This window comes from Gemmatimonadota bacterium, assembly GCA_026705765.1.
Lineage (GTDB): Bacteria > Latescibacterota > UBA2968 > UBA2968 > UBA2968 > VXRD01.
Map to the genome: position 1 here is coordinate 1 of JAPPAB010000044.1, position 19667 is coordinate 19667.

Annotated in this window: 17 protein-coding genes and 1 tRNA gene; 14 read left to right on the forward strand and 4 right to left on the reverse strand. The window is 51.2% G+C overall.

Features of this window, described 5'->3' with window-relative positions; translation table 11 throughout:
* Window positions 1–76: 76 nt before the first annotated feature.
* Window positions 77–1171, reverse strand: coding sequence for a Rieske 2Fe-2S domain-containing protein (locus OXH16_05515; protein ID MCY3680833.1), 1095 nt, complete (start codon window positions 1169–1171; stop codon window positions 77–79).
* A gap of 94 nt (window positions 1172–1265) precedes the next feature.
* Window positions 1266–3629 (reverse strand): putative LPS assembly protein LptD, encoded by a 2364-nt coding sequence (locus tag OXH16_05520; protein ID MCY3680834.1) that lies wholly within the window; start codon window positions 3627–3629, stop codon window positions 1266–1268.
* 196 nt (window positions 3630–3825) lie between these two features.
* Between OXH16_05520 and OXH16_05525 the strand changes: the two genes are divergently transcribed.
* The 14 genes from OXH16_05525 to OXH16_05590 all read left to right on the forward strand — a co-directional run bounded on the left by OXH16_05525 (window position 3826) and on the right by OXH16_05590 (window position 16264).
* Window positions 3826–3912: transfer RNA gene (locus OXH16_05525), tRNA-Leu, on the forward strand.
* Between the two features lie 119 nt (window positions 3913–4031).
* On the forward strand, window positions 4032–5318 hold the full coding sequence (locus OXH16_05530; protein ID MCY3680835.1) for a diaminopimelate decarboxylase: 1287 nt from the start codon (window positions 4032–4034) through the stop codon (window positions 5316–5318).
* A 10-nt stretch (window positions 5319–5328) separates the two neighbouring features.
* Window positions 5329–6468 carry a glycerol-3-phosphate dehydrogenase/oxidase gene (locus tag OXH16_05535; GenBank protein ID MCY3680836.1) on the forward strand — a complete coding sequence of 380 codons (1140 nt, stop codon included), beginning with the start codon at window positions 5329–5331 and terminating at the stop codon, window positions 6466–6468.
* A gap of 12 nt (window positions 6469–6480) precedes the next feature.
* Window positions 6481–7896 carry an Nramp family divalent metal transporter gene (locus OXH16_05540; protein MCY3680837.1) on the forward strand — a complete coding sequence of 472 codons (1416 nt, stop codon included), beginning with the start codon at window positions 6481–6483 and terminating at the stop codon, window positions 7894–7896.
* Window positions 7897–7907: 11 nt separating this feature from the next.
* Window positions 7908–8948, forward strand: coding sequence for an alpha/beta fold hydrolase (locus tag OXH16_05545; protein ID MCY3680838.1), 1041 nt, complete (start codon window positions 7908–7910; stop codon window positions 8946–8948).
* Window positions 8949–8976: 28 nt separating this feature from the next.
* Window positions 8977–10128: a GNAT family N-acetyltransferase gene (locus tag OXH16_05550; protein MCY3680839.1), complete on the forward strand. Its 1152-nt coding sequence runs from the start codon at window positions 8977–8979 to the stop codon at window positions 10126–10128.
* 113 nt (window positions 10129–10241) lie between these two features.
* Entirely contained in the window at window positions 10242–10658 is a 417-nt protein-coding gene (locus OXH16_05555; GenBank protein ID MCY3680840.1) for a hypothetical protein, read from the forward strand.
* A gap of 127 nt (window positions 10659–10785) precedes the next feature.
* A complete protein-coding gene (locus tag OXH16_05560; protein MCY3680841.1) occupies window positions 10786–12228 on the forward strand; it encodes a hypothetical protein in 1443 nt (480 codons plus the stop codon).
* A gap of 15 nt (window positions 12229–12243) precedes the next feature.
* Window positions 12244–13074: an ATP-dependent sacrificial sulfur transferase LarE gene (gene larE, locus OXH16_05565; protein ID MCY3680842.1), complete on the forward strand. Its 831-nt coding sequence runs from the start codon at window positions 12244–12246 to the stop codon at window positions 13072–13074.
* 48 nt (window positions 13075–13122) lie between these two features.
* Window positions 13123–13659, forward strand: a complete 537-nt coding sequence (gene def, locus OXH16_05570; GenBank protein MCY3680843.1) for a peptide deformylase — start codon at window positions 13123–13125, stop codon at window positions 13657–13659.
* A 20-nt stretch (window positions 13660–13679) separates the two neighbouring features.
* Window positions 13680–14501: a PHP domain-containing protein gene (locus OXH16_05575; protein ID MCY3680844.1), complete on the forward strand. Its 822-nt coding sequence runs from the start codon at window positions 13680–13682 to the stop codon at window positions 14499–14501.
* Window positions 14408–15517 carry a nicotinate phosphoribosyltransferase gene (locus tag OXH16_05580; GenBank protein ID MCY3680845.1) on the forward strand — a complete coding sequence of 370 codons (1110 nt, stop codon included), beginning with the start codon at window positions 14408–14410 and terminating at the stop codon, window positions 15515–15517. The genes OXH16_05575 and OXH16_05580 overlap by 94 nt, the downstream gene beginning before the upstream one ends.
* A 24-nt stretch (window positions 15518–15541) precedes the next feature.
* The gene (gene moaD / locus OXH16_05585; protein MCY3680846.1) at window positions 15542–15787 is read left to right on the forward strand and encodes a molybdopterin converting factor subunit 1; all 246 of its coding nucleotides are present in this window, start codon (window positions 15542–15544) and stop codon (window positions 15785–15787) included.
* A 33-nt stretch (window positions 15788–15820) separates the two neighbouring features.
* Window positions 15821–16264 (forward strand): molybdenum cofactor biosynthesis protein MoaE, encoded by a 444-nt coding sequence (locus OXH16_05590; protein ID MCY3680847.1) that lies wholly within the window; start codon window positions 15821–15823, stop codon window positions 16262–16264.
* Between the two features lie 54 nt (window positions 16265–16318).
* Here the strand turns inward: OXH16_05590 and OXH16_05595 are convergent, their stop codons facing one another.
* Both OXH16_05595 and OXH16_05600 read right to left on the reverse strand, forming a co-directional pair.
* A complete protein-coding gene (locus OXH16_05595; GenBank protein MCY3680848.1) occupies window positions 16319–17746 on the reverse strand; it encodes a DUF2961 domain-containing protein in 1428 nt (475 codons plus the stop codon).
* 148 nt (window positions 17747–17894) lie between these two features.
* Entirely contained in the window at window positions 17895–19619 is a 1725-nt protein-coding gene (locus tag OXH16_05600; protein ID MCY3680849.1) for a sodium:proton antiporter, read from the reverse strand.
* Window positions 19620–19667 lie beyond the last annotated feature (48 nt).

A 19667-nucleotide genomic window follows, 5' to 3' on the forward strand; every position in this document is an offset into this window, starting at 1 on the left:
ATCTTTACGCCGCTGTACTGTTTCTTGGCTCGCAAGCCTCTTTAGGCCCGCCTGGCGCGCCTTCGTCGGCCACCGCCTAATCGGAGATCGAGTCCCCACTTCCCTTCGAAATCGGTAATCCAGGATAGAACTGCTGGCAATACCGACGGTACTTCCCTATGGGGCCGTCGGCCCGGCACAACCTGGGGATAGGCCGATACCGCTTCCGTTCCCAGATCACCACATCCTGCATGACATATCTTTTTTCCTCTGAGAGGATAAACAGGTTCATAAGCCTGTGGCGCAGCTTCATCGGTACGAAACCCAGACCTGTGATGAAGCGCCGGGGCTTGCGGATTTCTCGCACCTGGCTGACCAACACCAGTTCGACCCGCGTGCCGTCGACGGGTGTTGCGAGTACCCACAATCTCGCATTCATACCGATAATCTTTTCATGAAATTCGACGAAGGAGTAACCCAAACCATAGACGTGGGTGACGGTCGAGACATCGGACACGATATCCCACAGGCCCGCGATCCTTCGAACGGATCTGAAGTCAAAACAACTCTTCAAATAGGCGCCGTTGATCGATAACGAACCGACTGGGCGCACGTTGTCATAACCATGCACGTAGCGCAGATGTCCCAGATCTACGGAGTTCTCTGTTGTCTCCTGGGGATGACCTCGGAACTGGAAGGTATGAAATCGCAATTCGGACCACTCCGCGTCCGCCGGCTTAGCTGGCAGGTCCCACTGCGGCGGCCGGCCGCCGCTCCCGAACCATGCGAAGACCATCCCGAGGATCTCCCGCGTCTCATATACTTTCAGTTTCGCGGCTCTCGGTGCCGGGGCATTTGGAGTCGCGACGCATTGGCCGGTCGTATCGTACTCAAATCCGTGAAACGGACAGACGAGGTGACCGTTGCATACCTTGCCGCCGACCTCCGGCCCCAGATGCGAACCCAAGTGCGGACATACCGCGTCGGCCACGCAGACACGGTATGCATCGTCGCACCAGACAACGATTTCTTCGCCCAGCCACATCTTCTCGATCAGTTTTTCTCGCAGAATGGCCTCGCGGTTTGCGACGAAATACCACCCCTCGGGGAACGGCGGTAGCGCATCAGCACCAGTCCTGACTGGTCTATTAGTATCACTGGTTCGTAAGTCAGTAGATTCTATCAAAGACATAAAGATCTCATCATCAGGAGTTTCTTGAATAAACTTGCCAGTCTTTCTCGCCAACGTATAAGCTATTTACGGCAGGCGGACAAGGTGAAATATTTTATATCCCAAATCCCCCACGGCGGTGTTCAAACTTTATTTGCGGGATATCTTTGATATTGATCTTAAAAAAGAAACCCTTATTAAAACCCGCGGGATACCACGAAAATCGCGCTTCCCAACAGTGCAGATCGCGATAAAGCGATAGGCTCTGCGCCGAGATTTTGGCATCGGGAAGAATATCAATATTGATCGAATAGTCAATTCTTACAAATTGGCGGGGATTGATGCCAACATCTGCTTTGACCCAGGATGTTTTGTTCGTTGTATTGCCGAATCGCCGCATCGCAATATAGTGAGAAAGATTGAATCGCCACGGCTGGCTGGCACCGCCGAAATCGCTGTACAAATCGCGTTCAAAGCCAAAATCTGCGCCATATCTCCCCCTGTATCCACCGCCATATCCAGCATCATATCCAGTATCATACCCGGGGTCGTATCCATCGGGAAGAGCGGACTGGATAACCATATTGCCTCGTCCACCTTGACCACCGGAAAAACGGAAATTGGAGGTAATGGTCAGGTTCTGCATGCGCGGATGCAAAAGCGACCGCTGGCCTGTACTGTCATAGAGCGTATGGGTCATCGCAATGCGAACATCCACGCGGCGGTCGGGTTTGAGAGACGCGCTGGTGCGAAGCAGGCGCCATTTTTGTCTCGGCGCGTCAAAATCGTATCCCGTTGACAAATTGAGAGTCGCCAGGGTAAAGCGACGCACATCGTCGTCTCGCTGGGTTTTGAGTTCAAAAGTATTGCCGATATTAAAATTTATGCTGCGTCTGGCGTCGTTCCACTTGCGATTGCCTCCAAAACCCATGGTCCCCTGAAAGATGCTTCCCGATTGATTGTAATTGAAATTGATCCGGGGCTGAAAACGATGCCGTATGCCGCGCAACCGACCGATTTGCGGTTGGAATATGCCGTATAGTGTCGTACCCGAAGTCAGCGCTGCGTTGTAAGACGTGCGTCGGGTTGTCGAATCGGTATCGCTATATATAAATTCCTCGTTCAAATTAAAGCCCGGTGTGAGGTCAAGCCAGCCCAGGGGACGGTGTTGGCTGTTGACCGTAACGCGATTTTGAAGAGAAACGCGCTCCGTATTAGGTGCTGGATCGGGGTTGCGCGCAAAGTTATTCGACAAAGCACTCGAAAAACCGTAGTAAAAGGCGCGGTACCACGGTCCTGTAACAGATGTGGGTTCATTGCCCCCAAATATGCGGCGTCTATTTTGTCGAAAGCTGAGACGGGGAAAGCCCTGAAAGCTATTGTTTTTTGTTCTCAGATCGCGGTAATACGTCAGGCTACCGTCAATGCTGCGCCCGGATTCCGTCCAGCGCTTATCAAAAGAAAAACTGGATCTCAATTGCCGATTGAGATAGCGATAGAGATTGTTGCTATTGCGTCGGTCAAAGTTGGTACTGGTGGAAAACTGTCCGCTCCCTCTGATATTGGTCGTGGCGTTGAGGCGTTGCTGGTGTTGCAAATTAAAGCGCCAATTGTGAGCAGTACCATCACCTGAAGTGTCGTGGTCATATCCGATGTCCATTGAGCCGCTGAACCGATTGCGCCTGGCATAGGCAAGTCGCGATTCGAGCAAAAATCCACCGCGCTCGCGCAAAGTGCTCTTAACCGTGGCATCCCAGTATTCACTCGGTGCAAAATAATACCCCACATTGTGGACAAAAATGCCATCGCGATTATTGCTCCCCACGCCCGGCGTCAGCAAGCCCGATTGCCGCCCGCGCTTGACTGGAAAAACAAAAAAGGGAACCCAGAAAACGGGAATGGGACCAATGCGAAAAGTAACAGATCGCCCAATCGCTTTGTCGTCTTGCAAAATACGCACATTTTTACACAAGAAATCGTAGTGTACATGGTCGCGATCACATGTACTCAAAGAGAGATCCAGAGCATTCAGCGCTTTTTGACCATCAAGTGCAATGCGGGCACCGCGATAGTGTTTGCGCTGATGTGACGCGCGGCCATCTCGCACGCTACCGCGTTCTGTATCGAGGTCATAGACCATGGATTCACCCGAAATTTTCTCGCTACCGCGGGTAAATAGGGGCGGCCCCACGGTTTTTGCTCCAGTGGAATCGGACAATGCCCGTGCTGTGACACGCCGGGAATTTTGATCGTACGTGATATGACCGGCTTTGAGTTGCAAGTCGCGATAGCGCAAGGTGGCATTGCCGGTCAATTCCACGCGCCTGGTCTGTACGTCATAAACGACCTCATCGGCATCAAATACTATGGAATCGCCAGCGGCTTTTTGCGGCAAAACAGGTTGGCACCATCCCGGCGTAATCGCAAATAACAGGAACAAAGCGAGCCACACGGCTTGTATTTTATTGTAGATATTCATAATTTTTAGAAATATGTTGCTGATTGGAGTACAAACGTAAATTCGGGATTGAGAAAAGTCAACAGAGGTTCCACAAGGGAACCACTGGATCAATGCCTGGCTTCATGTCCCCTATAAATAAGAAAATACCTCAATTGTTCCGTTTTTATTGATATATTTCAGTGGAACGTGTATCTTTACTTTTCGCGGCAAATATGCGGACGTGGTGGAATTGGCAGACACGCCAGATTTAGGATCTGGTGGGGTAAAACCCGTGGGGGTTCGAGTCCCCCCGTCCGCACCAAAGAACAATCAGACGGTTCGAGGCCCCACGCCTTAAATCGCTGGCGCGAGAACTCCCTTTGGGGAGCTTTTTTATTTATTTAACAGATCTGATAACAATAATGTGAAAGCGAGGAATTTGTGGCAGCATTTTTGAATGACGTTCAAGTGCGAACAATTCGAGCGGAATTTGGCTCCCCGGTTTATGTTTACGACCAGCGCACGCTGGAAGCACAGGCCGAGGCCGTGTTAAACTTTCCCAATGCATTTGGACTTACAGCGCGCTACGCGATGAAAGCATTGCCCAACAGCACCGTAATTCGCATCTTAACGCAAAAGGGATTGCACATTGACGCCAGCAGTGGATATGAGGCCGAGCGCGCCATGCGGGCCGGTGTGCCGGGTCCCCACATCATGCTTACGGCACAGCAGATACCCAAAAATCTGAAACACCTGATCGATCGCGGTGTAATCTTTAATGCATGTTCTCTGAATCAACTGCAAACATTTGGCGACCTGTTCCCCGGGCAATCTCTTTCCGTACGCATCAATCCCGGCATGGGATCTGGGCACAGCAAGCGCACCAACGTAGGGGGGCCTGCGGCGAGTTTTGGGATCTGGCATGAATATATCTCCGATGTCCACAAAATTTGCAAACAACGCGATTTGACAATAACGACTCTGCACACGCATATCGGGTCGGGCAGCGATCCCGAAGTGTGGGAACGCGTCGCGTTGATGTCATTGAAAATTTGCATTGGATTTGAAAGCGCCACCACCTTGAGCCTGGGGGGTGGGTACAAGATTGGGCGCATGCCGGGAGAAGTATCGACAGATTTGCAAATAATCGGACAACACATGGCCGAAGCCTTTGAAATGACCGCGAGACAAACCGGACGGCCGTTGCGCCTGGAAGTAGAACCCGGCACATATCTGGTCGCAAATGCCGGTGCAATCGTTGCAACGGCGATTGATGTGGTGGATACAGGGAAAGACGGATACAAATTTATCAAAACCGATACCGGGATGACCGAAGTGATTCGCCCGAGCATGTACGGGGCACAGCACCCCATTGTCGTGGTGCCCGAAGAAGAAGAAGAACGCGGAATGGACGAATATATCGTGGTAGGACATTGTTGTGAAAGCGGCGACGTATTAACCCCTGCGCCCGACGACCCCGAAGGGCTACTCCCCCGGCTATTAACACAAACCAAAGTGGGAGATGCCGTGGTCATTGGTGGAGCGGGCGCGTATTGTGCGGGCATGTCGTCTAAAAATTACAACTCCTTTCCCGAAGCAGCCGAAGTATTATTGGACAGAGACGGCGCATTGCATTTAATTCGGAAACGCCAGACACTGGATCAGGTCTTGCAAAATGAAATTGTACCGGATTTTTTGAGTACGGGCGGGTTTCAAACCCGCCCCTGAGAGCTAATCTATGACCTACGACGCAATTGTATTGGGTGCGGGAATCAATGGATGCGGTATCGCGCGCGAACTCTCCGAGCGAGGGCAACGGGTGCTGGTGCTGGACAAAGGCGCGATTGGCGGGGGCACATCGTCCAAATCGTCGCGATTGATCCACGGTGGATTGCGCTATTTGGAAACGCGGCAATTTGGGCTGGTGCGAGAGGCTTTGAGTGATCGACTCGAGCTTTTGGGACGCTATCCCGAACTGGTCTCAATGCAACCCTTTTATCTGCCAATCTATCGCAAGAGCCCGCGTCCCGTCTGGAGGTTGTGGACAGGTATCAAACTCTACGACGCACTGGCCGGGCGGCACAATATCTATCGATCCCGCAAAATATCTCGAAAGCGATTTGCGCGCGAATTTCCCGCATTAAAACGAGAAGGAATCCGGGCGGTACTGCGCTATTACGATGGCAAGACAAACGATCTGGCACTCACCAAGCGAGTGGCAGAAGACGCGCGAGCGCTGGGATGCGTATTTCGCGAAGAAGTTGACGTACAACACGTGGCCTGGGATGAAACCGAATTTGTCCTGTTGGTAGGACAAAAAAAATACCGCAGTCACACCCTGATCAATGCAACGGGACCGTGGATTGATGAAGTCATAGCGCGTTATCAGTTCCCTTCGCGATTTCAGATTCGCAAAGTGAGCGGCATTCACATTTTTGTAGATGGACTTCTCACACCCCATCCCCTGTTTTTGCAAACCGAAGGCAAACGCATCTTTTTTCTCATCCCCGAACCAAAACGCGATCAGACAATAATTGGCACAACCGAACGCGAAGAGCGCGGACGCGTAGATGACGTGGTAGTTCAAGAGGAAGATATCAATTATTTGATTCGGGCAGTAAATGCGTACCTGACGCCGAACCGCCAGCTTCAACGCGCGGATATCACAGATGCCATTGTGGGCGTTCGTCCCCTCGTAGAAAGAAAAGGCGATGCAACCGCACTCTCGCGAGAGTACGAACTGGATCTGCACACGTGCGGACAAACCCAATTGCTCAATATATTCGGCGGAAAACTGACGACGTACTTATCGCTATCGCGCCGAGTCGCCAAAACACTCGGCATCAAAGAGATCGCGACAATGGCACTGCGCGCTTAACCGGAGAAATAGATGCTCAAAAAATTGGACAATTTCAAAACAGCCGTTCTACCCGAACGCAAATCGGGCTTCTGGCAAATGGCGGGACCGGGTGCCATCCTGGTCGGACTATCCATAGGCGCGGGCGAAATCATTGTGTGGCCTCTTGTAGTCGCCGAGTATGGATCGAGCATGATCTGGGCTGCGGTACTCGGTGTGTTTTTGCAAATGTGGATCAACTTTGAGGTCGGAAGGTGGACAATTGCCACAGGTGAAACAGTATATACGGGATTTGCGCGCGTGTGGCGCGGCTTTGCACCCCTGTTTATTTTAATTACATTATTCTCCTGGATCGCCCCAGGATGGGGGCGCGCTTCCGGATTGGCCCTCAAAGCACTGCTGGTCGGTCCCCATGGTTGGGGAACAGACACGTTTTGGACTGTGATTACATTTATCGGCGTCGCACTAATTTTGTTTGGTCCCAAACTCATTTACAATTCAATGGAAAAAGCCGTTGAACTCATGGTTGCAATTGTCACCATAGGATTAATTATGGTGGCTTTTGCCGTGGGCACGGCAGAAACCTGGATTGACCTGGGAAAAGGAGTCGCGAACATCGGTTACAAAGATCCAAATATGTCGGTAAAGGCGTTATTCATCGCCATCGTATTTGCCGGTGCTGGAGGAACGGCAAATTTGTTTTACACCTTTTATTTGCGCGATAAACACATTGGCATGGGCGCACATGTGCCAATCATGCAAAATCCATTGCGAGGCCGCGCAGAAGCTATTCCATCTACCGGATTTGTATTTGAAGAAACAGAAGAAAACGCGACGAGGTTCAAGGCGTGGTGGGATTATATAAAAAAAGATCAAATGTTGTTTTTCTGGGGATTAAACTCCATTACAATGATGTTGTTCATCTTTGGATCGCTCGCAGTCCTGCACCCTCAGGGGATCGTGCCCGCACAAGGCACGCTGATTTGGGACGAAGCCGCTATTCTGGGCGAAATTTGGGGCGACATGGGCCGCGTGATCTTCCTCCTGGTGGGGCTGGCAACGCTATTTGGCACACAACTCGCCCTCGTAGATGGGGTCGCGCGGTCAATCGCAGACATTGTATATACCAATTTTAAGGGCGCGCAAAAACGAGAACTGAGCTGGTGGTATCTTCTCGTCGCGGGAATATGGATTGTGGCAGGATGTGTGATCACTTTTGTGATGGAACAGTACGGTGTAAGTGAGTTGGGCTTTCTATTCAATGCTGCCTATATGGGCGGATTTGCCATGGCGATTTACGTGCCGCTGATGCTGTACATCAATTATCGCTACTTGCCAAAAACCGCCCGGCCGGGCAAAGGATGCACTGCGATGATGGCGATTGCATCACTGGTATATGTGGTATTTGCCATAGCCTGTATTCTATGGGAAGTGGGAATTCTAAAATAAGGAAGAGACCAATGGACGAGCGCAAACGCTTCTTCTCGCCTTATGAATCCGTTTTTGCGTGGATGCGGGCGACAAAATCCGAGATGGCTTTTGATGGACAGACTGTGGATGACTGGCGTCTGTGGCGTCGAAAATTCCGCGCGCGATTGACGAAAAATCTGGGACCAATGCCAGAAAGCGTGCCCCTTCGGGCGGAAGTGATACGCCGGGACGACATGGGGGATTACGTCCGCGAAAAGATCGCATTTGACACAGAGCAATTTGCCAGTGTACCCGCATTTGTACTGGTGCCAAAGGGACTGGAGCGCGGCGAAAAACGTCCGGGGATTCTGGCGGCGCACGGCCACGGGATAGGCAAAAATCCACTCGTGGGTTTGGACGCAGATGAAAAGCCACACGAAGATTATCAGAAGCAGTTGGGTATCCAACTCGTGCGGCGGGGCTATGTGGTCATCGCGCCGGATTGGCGGGGATTTGGCGAGCGGATGAGTCCTGATGATTGGGTGCGCCAAACACGCGACAAGTGCAACGTAAATTACATGGCAGAAGGATATCGCGGGTATCACTTTTTGGCATTGCAAATCTGGGATGGGTTTCGCACACTGGATTATTTACAGGCGCGTCGAGAAGTGGATGAAAAGCGGCTTGGGTGTTTGGGCGTGTCATTTGGCGGCACAATGACGACCTATTTAGCGGCTTTGGATCAGCGGATCAAATGCGCGTGTATCAGTGGATATCTCAGCACGTTGCGAGAAGGTGCAATGCCCGGAAGAGCAAATTTTTGCGGTGCACAATATATGCCGGGATTGATGGCGATTGGCGATATTCCCGATGTTGCGGGTTTGATCGCACCTCGCCCTCTGGTCGTGGAGATGGGCGAACGCGATCCTGGTTTTCAAATCGCAGATGCCGAACGGGCATTTCGCCACCTATCAAAAATCTATCGCGCCGCAGATGCGCGCGATCAGTTGGTAAAAGATCGATTTGATGGGGTCCACGAATTTAGCGGACACAAGTGTTTGGATATATTTGACAAATATCTGAAAGGATAAGACAGCGTATCGCTGTCAGGAGATCTTTATGCCCAGAGAGCCAGAAGCATCGTGGGAAAATGGGATTCGCAGCGTGCGTCGCGATGAAATGGGGCGTTTGTGTCAGCTACTCGACAACGTATTTTTCGAGGGGCTCTCAGATATGCAACCACACGCCTTCAATGACGATAATATGCACAATTTGCGCGTAGTCGTCGAAAACGGCGAAGTCGTATCGCACATCGGCACAATTCGGCGGAACATATCCATTATGGGATGCACACTCCGCGTAGCGTCCCTCGGAGGGGTGGCGACTTACGAAGCCCATCGGGGCAAGGGCCATGCCACGGCACTCTTGCGAGATACCATGCGTCACTGCCGCAAAGATGGCGTGGATTATATCATGGTATCGGGATATCGCAACATGTACCATCGATATGGGTGCCGATATGTAGGGCGAGATAGGATATTTCACATCGCGCGTGAGCGGGCAAACGATTTTGACGATACAACCTGGACGATAACACAGGCATCAAAAGCAGATGTAGAAACGATTGGAGCCATCTACCGGCGAGAACCCGTACGCTGGCTGCGCCCGCCTTCGGACATCGCCTTTGGCATAGATGGATGGGTGCAGAACCGCCCGGCAAAAACCTATCTGATCCATCGGGGTGATCAGCCCGTTGCCTTTGGGGTCATGCAGCAGGCACGCGAACGAGATGCAGGACAAGTGTACTTGCTCGACTACGCCGGTGAGCGATCTGCAATCGTCGGTGCATTGGACAAATTTATCGCCAATCAGCATCTGAATCAGTTGTCTTTGCACGTCAAGAGATTCGACACCGTATTGCGCGGCCTGCTTGAAGCGCGCGGTTTGACAGGTGAGCCAGCCAATCTCCCCGGCACGACAATGATCATTCATTTTGAACAGTTGCTCGAAAAAATGCGCCCCTATTTTGTCGAACGAATCGGAGAACACGCGGCTCAAGGGTTGGCATTTCGGGAAGTGGGCGATGAATATCACATCTATTACGGCGGCGACCGCGTGGTGGCCGAAAGCCGAGGTGCAGCGGCACAGCTAATTTTTGGAACCCTGGAAAAAACTGAGAACGCGATGTTAGATGCCGGCGGACGCGCCGGTGAGATCTTGCGCGCCTGCTTGCCAATCCCTGGGGTTTGGTACGGAGTGAATCATCTTTGATTTCGCGAAATAGCTACTCCGCATCCCAATCTCTATTTTATCTTGCTATCTATTATTGTGTGCCTTATACTTACGGTGCACATCGGATACTCACAAACAGTAAGGATATTTTTATGTCTGCTCCAGATGGCGATTCCTCAGATATACTTTATGGGCAAGTCCTCGATAATGCGCGTCGAGAAATTGAAGATGCACTGGCTATAATAGAAGAATTGCGCCAATCAATCCGCCAGGTGGAAGCCCGAGTCGAAGCCGCCCAATCGATTTATAACGCTGTTACGGCGAGATTAAACCTGGAGGATGAACTGACCGAAGAAATACACCTCGACCCCCTACCGTCTGTTGAGCTACCTGAAGTAGCGCCAGAACCGCCGCCACTATCCGAGCCTCCCGAACCCGAAGAACCCGCGGCGGATAATGGAGTTCAAACAGCATCAGAATCTCCACCTGAACAAGATAATGCGCCAGTACTCTCTGAAGCCGAGCGCGCGCTTATCAGTGAGCATCTGGGATCAAAACGCAAAGGATAAGCACCTACATATTTATTATGTTATATTATACAGAACAGGGCTTTGCATCTTGCGGCACTCCCTGTTCTTTGTATTTTAGGAGATAGATTTTAGAAAAAATGCGAACACGCCAATCGAAGGAATTTTTATGAGCATTTGTGACACGGAGAAATCCGTTGACGAGATGGACGCCCGGGAACGGGCACGCTATATTGACGATCTAACGCCCAGAGGCGGTTTATATACCGAAGTACAGCGCGAAGTACATCCGCAGTCGAACAGTTCCTGGCGCGTATCGCCCGATCCGTGGTGGCTGCCGCCCCCAGTTCTATCACACCTTGAGGCATTGGGACAGCATCTCTATCAGTTTTACAAAGCACTAAATCTATTGTATTCGCAAAGCATAAGAGGCATTCAACCCGCATGGGTCGCGCAGTATCTGGACCAGGGCAAATCTGAAGAAGTGATCAAATTTGGGCAAATGAGCCGATTCAAAAGCCATGTCCCCCTCGTAATTCGGCCCGATGTGATACCCACGCGAGCGGGAATGATTGCGACGGAGTTGGATTCCGTGCCCGGTGGGATCGGATTTACGGCAAGCCTGGCAGAGCGATATGCCACACTCGGCGATCAAATTGTGGGCGGCGCAAATGGAATGGTCACTGGATTTGCACAGATGATCCGCGACGTTGCTGGCACAGATGCGCCTGTTTTGGGCATAGTGGTCTCGGAAGAAGCATCGGCTTATCGCCCGGAAATGTCGTATTTGGGCGATCGATTGAATGCCATTGGTCTGGAAACTTATGTCATTGGTCCCGAAGAAGTATCTTTTGTCGAAGATGGACTATTTGTCAATGGGGCACATGGTCGCCAGCGCATAGATGTGATATACAGGTTTTTTGAATTATTCGATTTGCGAAACCTGCCCCAAATCGATTTAATTTTTTACGCGGTACGCAAAGGGCTTGTCAAGCTCACACCCCCCTTAAAAGCATATCACGAAGAAAAGATGATGATGGCGCTGTTTCACCATCCCCTGTTATCGGATTTCTGGCGCCAACATTTGGGCAAAAAATCCGTGGCCTTTTTGCGGCAAACCTTTCCCAAAACGTGGATCTTAGACCCCGCGCCTTTGCCACCCCATGGCGTTATTGCGGGATTGGAAATTGACGGGCAATCCTTTTCCGATTGGCACGCGCTGGGGCACCTGGGGCAAAAACACCGGCAATTGGTCATCAAACCCTCGGGATATTCTGAAATGGCCTGGGGCAGTCGCGGAGTAGCCATTGGGCACGACATGGCCGAGCGAGATTGGCAAGGCGTGATCGACGAAGCGCTATGCGCTTTTGAACAAACGCCTCATATCATGCAGGAATTTCACAATGGCGCGACTTTTTCTGCGTCGTACTACGATTACGAAACTGATCAAATCGAAACATTCAGAGGACGGGTGCGGTTGCAGCCCTATTATTTTGTCATTAAAGACAAAGCTGTACTCTCGGGCTTACAGGCGACAGTCTGTCCAGCAGACAAAAAAATATTGCACGGAATGGTAGATGCAGTAGTAGTACCTGGCGCGGTTAAAAAGTGAGCGGGGGTTAAAAACATGACACTTGATGAAAAACTCACACGGCTAAATGCTTTACTGAAAAACATGGGCAGTGTAGTCGTGGCATTTTCGGGCGGAGTTGACAGCGCGTTTTTGGCAGCGGCAGCGCATCGGGTTCTGGACGACCGCGCGCTGGCAGTCACTGCAGTCTCCGCGAGCTATGCATCTGGTGAACTCGAAAAAGCGCAAGCACTGGCCGAGCAAATTGGCATTCAACTCGATATCGTCTATACCCGGGAAATGGAAAACCCCGACTACGTAAAAAACGATCCCGATCGGTGTTTTCACTGCAAAAGCGCGCTGGCCGATAAGCTGGACGAAGTAATCGAACGCTATGCAGGACAATTCGAGTATTTGCTTTACGGCGCAATAGCCGACGATGTTGGCGACTATCGCCCGGGTATGGCTGCCGCCGAATCCCGGGGTATTCGCGCGCCGTTGGTCGAATTGGGATTCACCAAAGACGACGTCAGAACACTGTCAAAGCGATGGCAACTGCCCACCTGGGACATACCCGCATCTGCGTGTTTGTCTTCTCGAATACCCTATGGCACAGCCGTCACAGAGGAAGCATTGCGTAAAATTGACCGCGCCGAACAATTTTTAAAATCCCGTGGATTTGTACAAGTGCGCGTTCGGCACCACGAAGATATTGCCCGAATAGAAGTTCCCTCCGAAGATCTGGCGCGTTTTTTTCAGGATGGTACGAACGAGGCTGTGGCTCAAACACTCAAAAATATCGGATATCGCTATGTCACCCTCGATCTCCAGGGCTATCGCACGGGCAGTTTGAATGAAGCGCTATTAAAAATAGAGGCAAAGGATTAGGGACCTGGCAATAAATAAGCACCTATCTACCAGTCCCAGCCCAAAAACATGGCCTTACTCGAAATAAAAAAAATCGGATGTCCAACGCTGCGAAAAAAAGCGACACCTATCCGCGATATAACCGATGATGTGCGACAGCTTGTTGAGGACATGTTCGAAACAATGTATAAGGCCGAAGGCGTTGGCCTTGCGGCACAACAGGTGGGCTTTACAGGCCAGCTTCTGGTAATGGATGTTCGCCCGCGCGACCCCATGTCGGAACCCCTGGTATTCATCAACCCGGAAATTTTATGGGCAGAGGGCGAATGTATTGGCGAAGAAGGATGTCTGAGCCTGCCGGAAATTGTCGGAGATGTCAAACGCCCGGCACAGGTGCGGGTGCGCGCGCTCAACGAAAATGGAAGTGTATTTGAAATGACACTGGAAGGCATTGCCGCCAAAGCGCTTCAGCACGAAATTGACCATCTGGATGGCGTGCTAATCCTCGAACATTTCAACGCGATCAAGCGCAATTTGTTGCGCGGTCAATTGCGCAAACTACAGCGCGAAGGCAAAAAACAGGCATCGGGATTGACGTACGTATAGCACTGACAACCGACTTTTCTATGACATCTTATATTGATTTGCATCTGCATTCGACGCAATCGGATGGCTCCTACTCTCCAACACAGGTTGTTCAGCGAGCAGCCGAATTGGGATTATCGGCCATCAGCCTGACGGATCACGATTCGGTTGCTGGCGTGCAAGAGGCCCAGAATGTCGGTCAGAACATCGGTGTAGAAGTAATTCCCGGCATTGAATTGAGTGCGCAGGAAGCCAGCATAGACATTCACATCCTGGGCTATTTTATCGATCCTGAAAATTCGGATTTACTGGCGTATTTACAAAAATTTCAAGATGCTCGGCGCAACCGCGCAGAAAAAATAGTGGCTCGACTCAATCGCCTGGGCATACGAATTAAAATGGCGCAGGTATTACACAAAGCGGGAGATGCTACTATCGGGCGCCCTCATGTGGCAGATGTGCTGGTCGAAGAGGGCGTTGTGTTTTCCCACGATCACGCATTCCAAAAATATCTGGGATATGGGAAACCCGCGTACCAACCCAAATATGTATTGACGCCGCGCGAAGCGGTAGAAGTCATTCACGCAGCTGGTGGATTGGCCAGCCTGGCACATCCCGTCTTGTACCGCCGCGATGCCCTCATTCCCGACCTGATCAAACAGGGGTTAGACGGTATAGAAGTGATGCATGTCAAACACGACCACGCAGATGTGCGTCGCTATTCAGATATAGCACAACACTATGGCCTGCTCACAACGGGCGGATCAGATTGCCACGGCGATGGTCGCGGTCAAGCCGTAATGGGAACCGTTCGGGTTCCTTCGGCATTTTTGGATGCAATGAAGGAAAAATTGGCGCAGTAGAGGCGACGCCTGTGTGCCTTGCCCACTCCGTATTTTTAGATATGAATGACATCCCATTCCTGGACAAAAACCGGGCAGATCAGTATTTTCTAAATACCCTCGAAGTACTCAAAGCCGAAAGCCGCAATCCATCGGTGGTTATGGAGGTATTTCCCAATGCCGATGGCCTCTTGTGCGGCATCCGAGAGATCCTGGACATTTTGCGTCAGACATTGCCCGAAAATGCAGAGATCTGGTCGCTTGATGAAGGATCGGCAATGGCGCGCAAAGAAGTGGTATTGCGCCTTCACGCAGATTATTGCACCATTGGTATTTTTGAAACGGCTCTATTGGGCACACTCGCACACGGCAGCGGTTGGGCTACTGCGGCGCGCGCCTGTGTGGAAGCCGCGGGAGAAATTCCCGTGATCAGTTTTGGCGCGCGGCACGTACATCCCGCCGTATCAGACCGCATGGAATACGCCGCATTGATCGGAGGATGTGCTGGCTGTGCAACACCGGCAGGCGCTGCCCTATCCGATCAAAAAGCATCGGGCACCATGCCACACGCTCTGATGTTGATTTACGGCGATACAGTAGCTGCTGCCCGGGCTTTTGATACCCACATGCCCGATGCTGTGCGGCGCGTTGTACTGGTAGATACATTTCGAGACGAGGCAGAAGAAAGCGTGCACGTCGCGCGTGCAATGGCCGGACGATTGTGGGGAGTCCGCCTGGATACACCCTCAGAGTTGGGTGGGGTTACACCCGACCTGGTCTGGCGCGTGCGCAGAGCACTGGACAGTGCGGACTTTGATCAGGTGGGGATTTTTGTAAGTGGCGGATTAACGCCCGAGCGGATTTCAGAATTTGTGCGGTTAAAGTGTCCGATTGCCGGTTTCGGTGTGGGCAGTGCAATTAGCGGCGCATCCCCGATTGATTTTACGGCAGATATTAAGCAAATCGATGGCAAACCCATTGCCAAACGCGGTCGCAAAGTGGGCGTCCAGGACAACCCGAGGCTTAAAAAAATTTAAAAATCGTCTTTTGTGGAGTAAAAATTGAATATCAAAGTACTCTTCTTTGCATCTTGTCGCGATTTGATTGGCACTGGTGAGTCGGAAATGACACTACCAGACGGTGCGACAGTAACGGATTTGATATCAAAGCTCGCATCGGAACAGGCGCGATTTACAGACATGGCACCGAGTTTGATGGTATCGGTCAATCAGGCGTATGTGGAACGAGATGCGGAACTTCGAGATGGCGATGAGATAGCATTCATTCCCCCTGTAAGTGGTGGATAGGGGCCTACCCTTTCGCCTTTAGAGGAAATTATTATGGCTGACGATGTGTACAAAATTCAGGACGAAGAGATAAAACCAGATGCTTTGTACAATGCGGTGCTGGCGGATTCGGACGGTGCTGTAACCACATTTGCGGGTGTGGTGCGGGACAATACAAAAGGGCGCGGAACCTCCTATCTCGTCTATGATGCATATAGCGACATGGCCGAAAAGAAAATGCGTGAAATTGGAGATGAAGTAAGAGAAAAGTGGGAGGTGGATTGCGTGGGAATATTGCACCGCGTAGGCCGGTTGGAAATTGGAGAAATCAGCGTACTAATCGCGATTTCCTCTCCGCATCGCAAAGCGTCTCTGGAAGCGTGTCACTACGCGATTGATCGGTTAAAACAGACCGTGCCGATCTGGAAAAAAGAGGTATGGACAGACGGGGGTGAAGCCTGGATCGAAGGCGACCCATCTGCCCTGATGTCGAGATGAAAGGAGTAAAAAAGAAAATGGAACCGCAGGACGCTCTAAGTTCTGCGGTTTTTTTTATTTATTCTGCAATGCGACGTGAAAAGTCCAGAGACGCCATTGGGCATTGTCGAAATTTGAGAGTTTAATCCGTATTTCAGAAGGCCCGGATGGAAGATTACATGGAATATGTTCAATGGCGAACCCATTCTCATGTTCCCCCGCATAGACCTCCTCGCCATTGACCCACACGCGAATCCAGTCGTCATACCCCACAGCGAGGGTGTACGCGCCAGCTTCGGGCGGGGTGATTTGTCCCACGGCATAAGCCGAGACACTGACGGGTTGGGTACCGACATTGGTGCGTTTGCGACCGCGAAGATACCGTGTGAAATCGCACCAGCCGCGTTCTGAATCCGCCTGAATAGGCATTGAAAATGTAGTGGGTGCATTCTCACCCATATAGATATCAAAATCAGCGGTATGTGTATTGGGCCAATCCGCGACAGATTTCTCGGCCCATTCGGACCGATTGAAATCTTCGCGTGTATTGCAGGGAAAAGGGCCGGCGATTTGCCATTGGGCTGGCGTGAGAATGGCCGGGGATTCGGCGGGATTGACATAGGCGTAGATAACGCTTTCCAGATCATTCCCGCGGGAGCCAAAACGAATAATTGCCGAATGATCAAACCATATTGGATCGGGACCAAAAAAGCGGTACATCACCCCTTCGTAACCAGAGCCACCCGCCGTATGTCCAGTACTTCGATGGATATGCGGCGCGCCTACCCAATCAGTTTGCACCTTCCATATCCCAAAGCTCATATTGAAAATATCTTCACCACCAATGCCGCGCAGGGCATGGGGATCGCTTTCCCCATCGAGCAGCCACAAGTCTCCGCCAGTGTGATACCAGCTATCCGCGCGATCTCTTACGACCACGCCTTTGACCATACCCGCGATAAATCCACTGCCCGAATAATCGGCCATCAGAATACTACCCAGCGATTGAGCGGGATATTCGCCCCGGTGCGTGACATGGAGGCGTAATGGGGTTAATTCGGTATTGTCATACGACGACCAATCGGCCATGAACCAGAACGGAATCGCGCGGCCACTATTATTCGTAATTTCGAGACGCAGCGATTTGAAAGGGATGGGCAAATAACAATTGAGCGCGTTTTTGGGAAGAATCTTGATAGCCGCGCTATCAATGGGATAAATATCGTGTTCAAAGAGAATGGCAAAAAAACGAGCGATGGGGAGATCGACAGTGGGATCGTCCTCCCCATCGCAATAGAGGCGGAGTTGCAAATCGTGGATGGGATCGCGCGCATCGCCTTCGCGCTTATACCCATAAGTGAGCCACCAGTGATGGATGCACCCTGGACCTTCTTCGTCAAAGAGAACTGCCGTTTCGCCAGGCGCAACATTGGGACGACGGGTAACGCGCTGACTTTTGCCGCGAATGGGCAATTCGAGCTCTGCGTGAAAAAGGCGATTCATCAATGGAATATTCAATCTGATTTTTTGTGTTCAGAAGAAATAACAATAAAACCAATGACGAACAAAGTCACTATAAATGTCATAAACAGCATCATTCCAACAGGCATTGTGTGCCTCCTTTTGGCTTAATGAATTGTAAAAAATCCTCTTATGCTGTAAAGAAAGCGACGACGGTCCAGCAGATTGCTGCCATGCCAGCGGCAATGGAGGCTTGCGGAATTTGCGTTTTGACGTGATCCATCAGATCGCAACCCGTACACATAGAACTGAGAACCGTAGTATCTGAAATGGGCGAACACTGATCGCCGTAAACGCTACCATCTATGACAGCGGCAAAACACAGCGTCATAAAAAGTTCGGGGTGTGACAGGCCATTTGCCGTAGCAACGGCCCAGGCCAGTGGCATAGCCAGTGGGAAAGCCACTGCATACGTGCCCCAACTCGTACCTGTGGAAAAGGCAATCGCCATCGTGAGAATTTGAAGCAAGACCGGCAAAATGAAATATGGAATGGTATCTCCGAGTTGCTCCACCAAAAAGATGCCTCCGCCCGTTTCCTTGCTGATACCGCCAATAGTGATGGCGAGCAAGAGAATAACCGAGCCGAGCACCACGCCTTTGAGACCATCGTGAAAACCCGCGACAATGTCTTTGAGCGACATGCCCTTGGCAAGAGCCATACCCACGGCTATCAGAAGCGCGATGCCAAAAGCCCATTGCACATTGGGAGACCCGCTGGTAATAAAAGTCCCGATAGCAATGGCGATAAGCGCGCCCAGAGGCAGGAAAAATTCGAGGACATGCGGCGTGTAGCCTTCGGGCACATTGCTTCCCTGCAATTCTTTAGCACTCAAAGGATCGGCATCGTCGGCGTCGAGTTGCCCGGTCTCTCGAGAGCGCTGCATAGCTTCCTTGAGTTGCTTGCCCAAAAAGAGGGGTTTTTCAATACTGAGCAGGAACGTGCCCAACACGGCGAAAATCGCGTAAAAGCAGAATGGAACACTCTTAAAAAAGAAGAGAAGGCGGTCGGCTTCAGTAGCTAAAAAACTGACGCCAGCGACAAAGATAAAAGCCTGAACATAGCCGGGCCAAGCATTAAAAGCGAGTTGTGAGGCAATCGGTGAAGCGGTCGAATCGACGATGTACGCCAGTTCTTCGTGGCTGATCTTTTCCTCGTCGGCAATGGGTTTGACAGTTGTTCCGACCAGCACGGTGCTGACAGTGCCGCCCTGAAAGAAAATAACACCGAGCATCCAAGCGACGAGCTTGGCACTCTTGGGACCGCGAACAAAACGCACAGTCATAAACTCGGCAAAAGCTTGCGCTGCACCCGTGCGCGACCATATCCCCATAAGCCCGCCCAGGAGCCACAAATAGAGTAATAAGATACTCGCGGCATTTGTCGTTGATAATGAGGGAATTAAAACCTCGCCCGTAAAGTCATAGCGAGTCAAAATAAGCGCGCCCGAAATAATACCGCCCAAAAGAGCTGTGACGGGTTCTTTGGTAATCCAGCACAAGAGCACGGCCACCACCGCGGGCAGCAGTGACCAGTAGCCCCAGTGGTGTTTTGCGAGGAGTTGATAATATTTTGTTTCTCCATCCTCTACTGATGAGACAAATTCTTGTTTGATGGGAGGCGTTTCGCTGGATCCGTGTATTATCGAGGGGTTGAGCTGCGCTTGCTCAAGCGGCACCGCATCGAAATAGGCGGGTTTTCCTCTGTAGGTGTAATACAGATTGCCGCTATCGTCTGTGAGAACGTCTAAGGTGATTTGTTCAACGGTCCATGTAGGTGGCACAGTTGACCCCACAATCCACGATACGATTATGGCGATGGTAAAAATGACAAAGTTGCGAATACCTGTAGGCATATACTCCCTCCAGAATAAGGGTCTAAAAACACGGGGAGAAGGTGTCCA

Coding starts and splice junctions, on each gene's coding strand:
- OXH16_05575 (MCY3680844.1), top strand. CDS start 13,680: ATGACATCTTATATTGATTTGCATCTGCATTCGACGCAATCGGATGGC.
- OXH16_05600 (MCY3680849.1), bottom strand. CDS start 19,619: ATGCCTACAGGTATTCGCAACTTTGTCATTTTTACCATCGCCATAATC.
- OXH16_05550 (MCY3680839.1), top strand. CDS start 8,977: ATGCCCAGAGAGCCAGAAGCATCGTGGGAAAATGGGATTCGCAGCGTG.
- OXH16_05555 (MCY3680840.1), top strand. CDS start 10,242: ATGTCTGCTCCAGATGGCGATTCCTCAGATATACTTTATGGGCAAGTC.
- def (MCY3680843.1), top strand. CDS start 13,123: ATGGCCTTACTCGAAATAAAAAAAATCGGATGTCCAACGCTGCGAAAA.
- OXH16_05535 (MCY3680836.1), top strand. CDS start 5,329: ATGACCTACGACGCAATTGTATTGGGTGCGGGAATCAATGGATGCGGT.
- OXH16_05560 (MCY3680841.1), top strand. CDS start 10,786: ATGAGCATTTGTGACACGGAGAAATCCGTTGACGAGATGGACGCCCGG.
- OXH16_05545 (MCY3680838.1), top strand. CDS start 7,908: ATGGACGAGCGCAAACGCTTCTTCTCGCCTTATGAATCCGTTTTTGCG.
- OXH16_05520 (MCY3680834.1), bottom strand. CDS start 3,629: ATGAATATCTACAATAAAATACAAGCCGTGTGGCTCGCTTTGTTCCTG.
- larE (MCY3680842.1), top strand. CDS start 12,244: ATGACACTTGATGAAAAACTCACACGGCTAAATGCTTTACTGAAAAAC.
- OXH16_05590 (MCY3680847.1), top strand. CDS start 15,821: ATGGCTGACGATGTGTACAAAATTCAGGACGAAGAGATAAAACCAGAT.
- OXH16_05595 (MCY3680848.1), bottom strand. CDS start 17,746: ATGAATCGCCTTTTTCACGCAGAGCTCGAATTGCCCATTCGCGGCAAA.
- OXH16_05515 (MCY3680833.1), bottom strand. CDS start 1,171: ATGTCTTTGATAGAATCTACTGACTTACGAACCAGTGATACTAATAGA.
- OXH16_05540 (MCY3680837.1), top strand. CDS start 6,481: ATGCTCAAAAAATTGGACAATTTCAAAACAGCCGTTCTACCCGAACGC.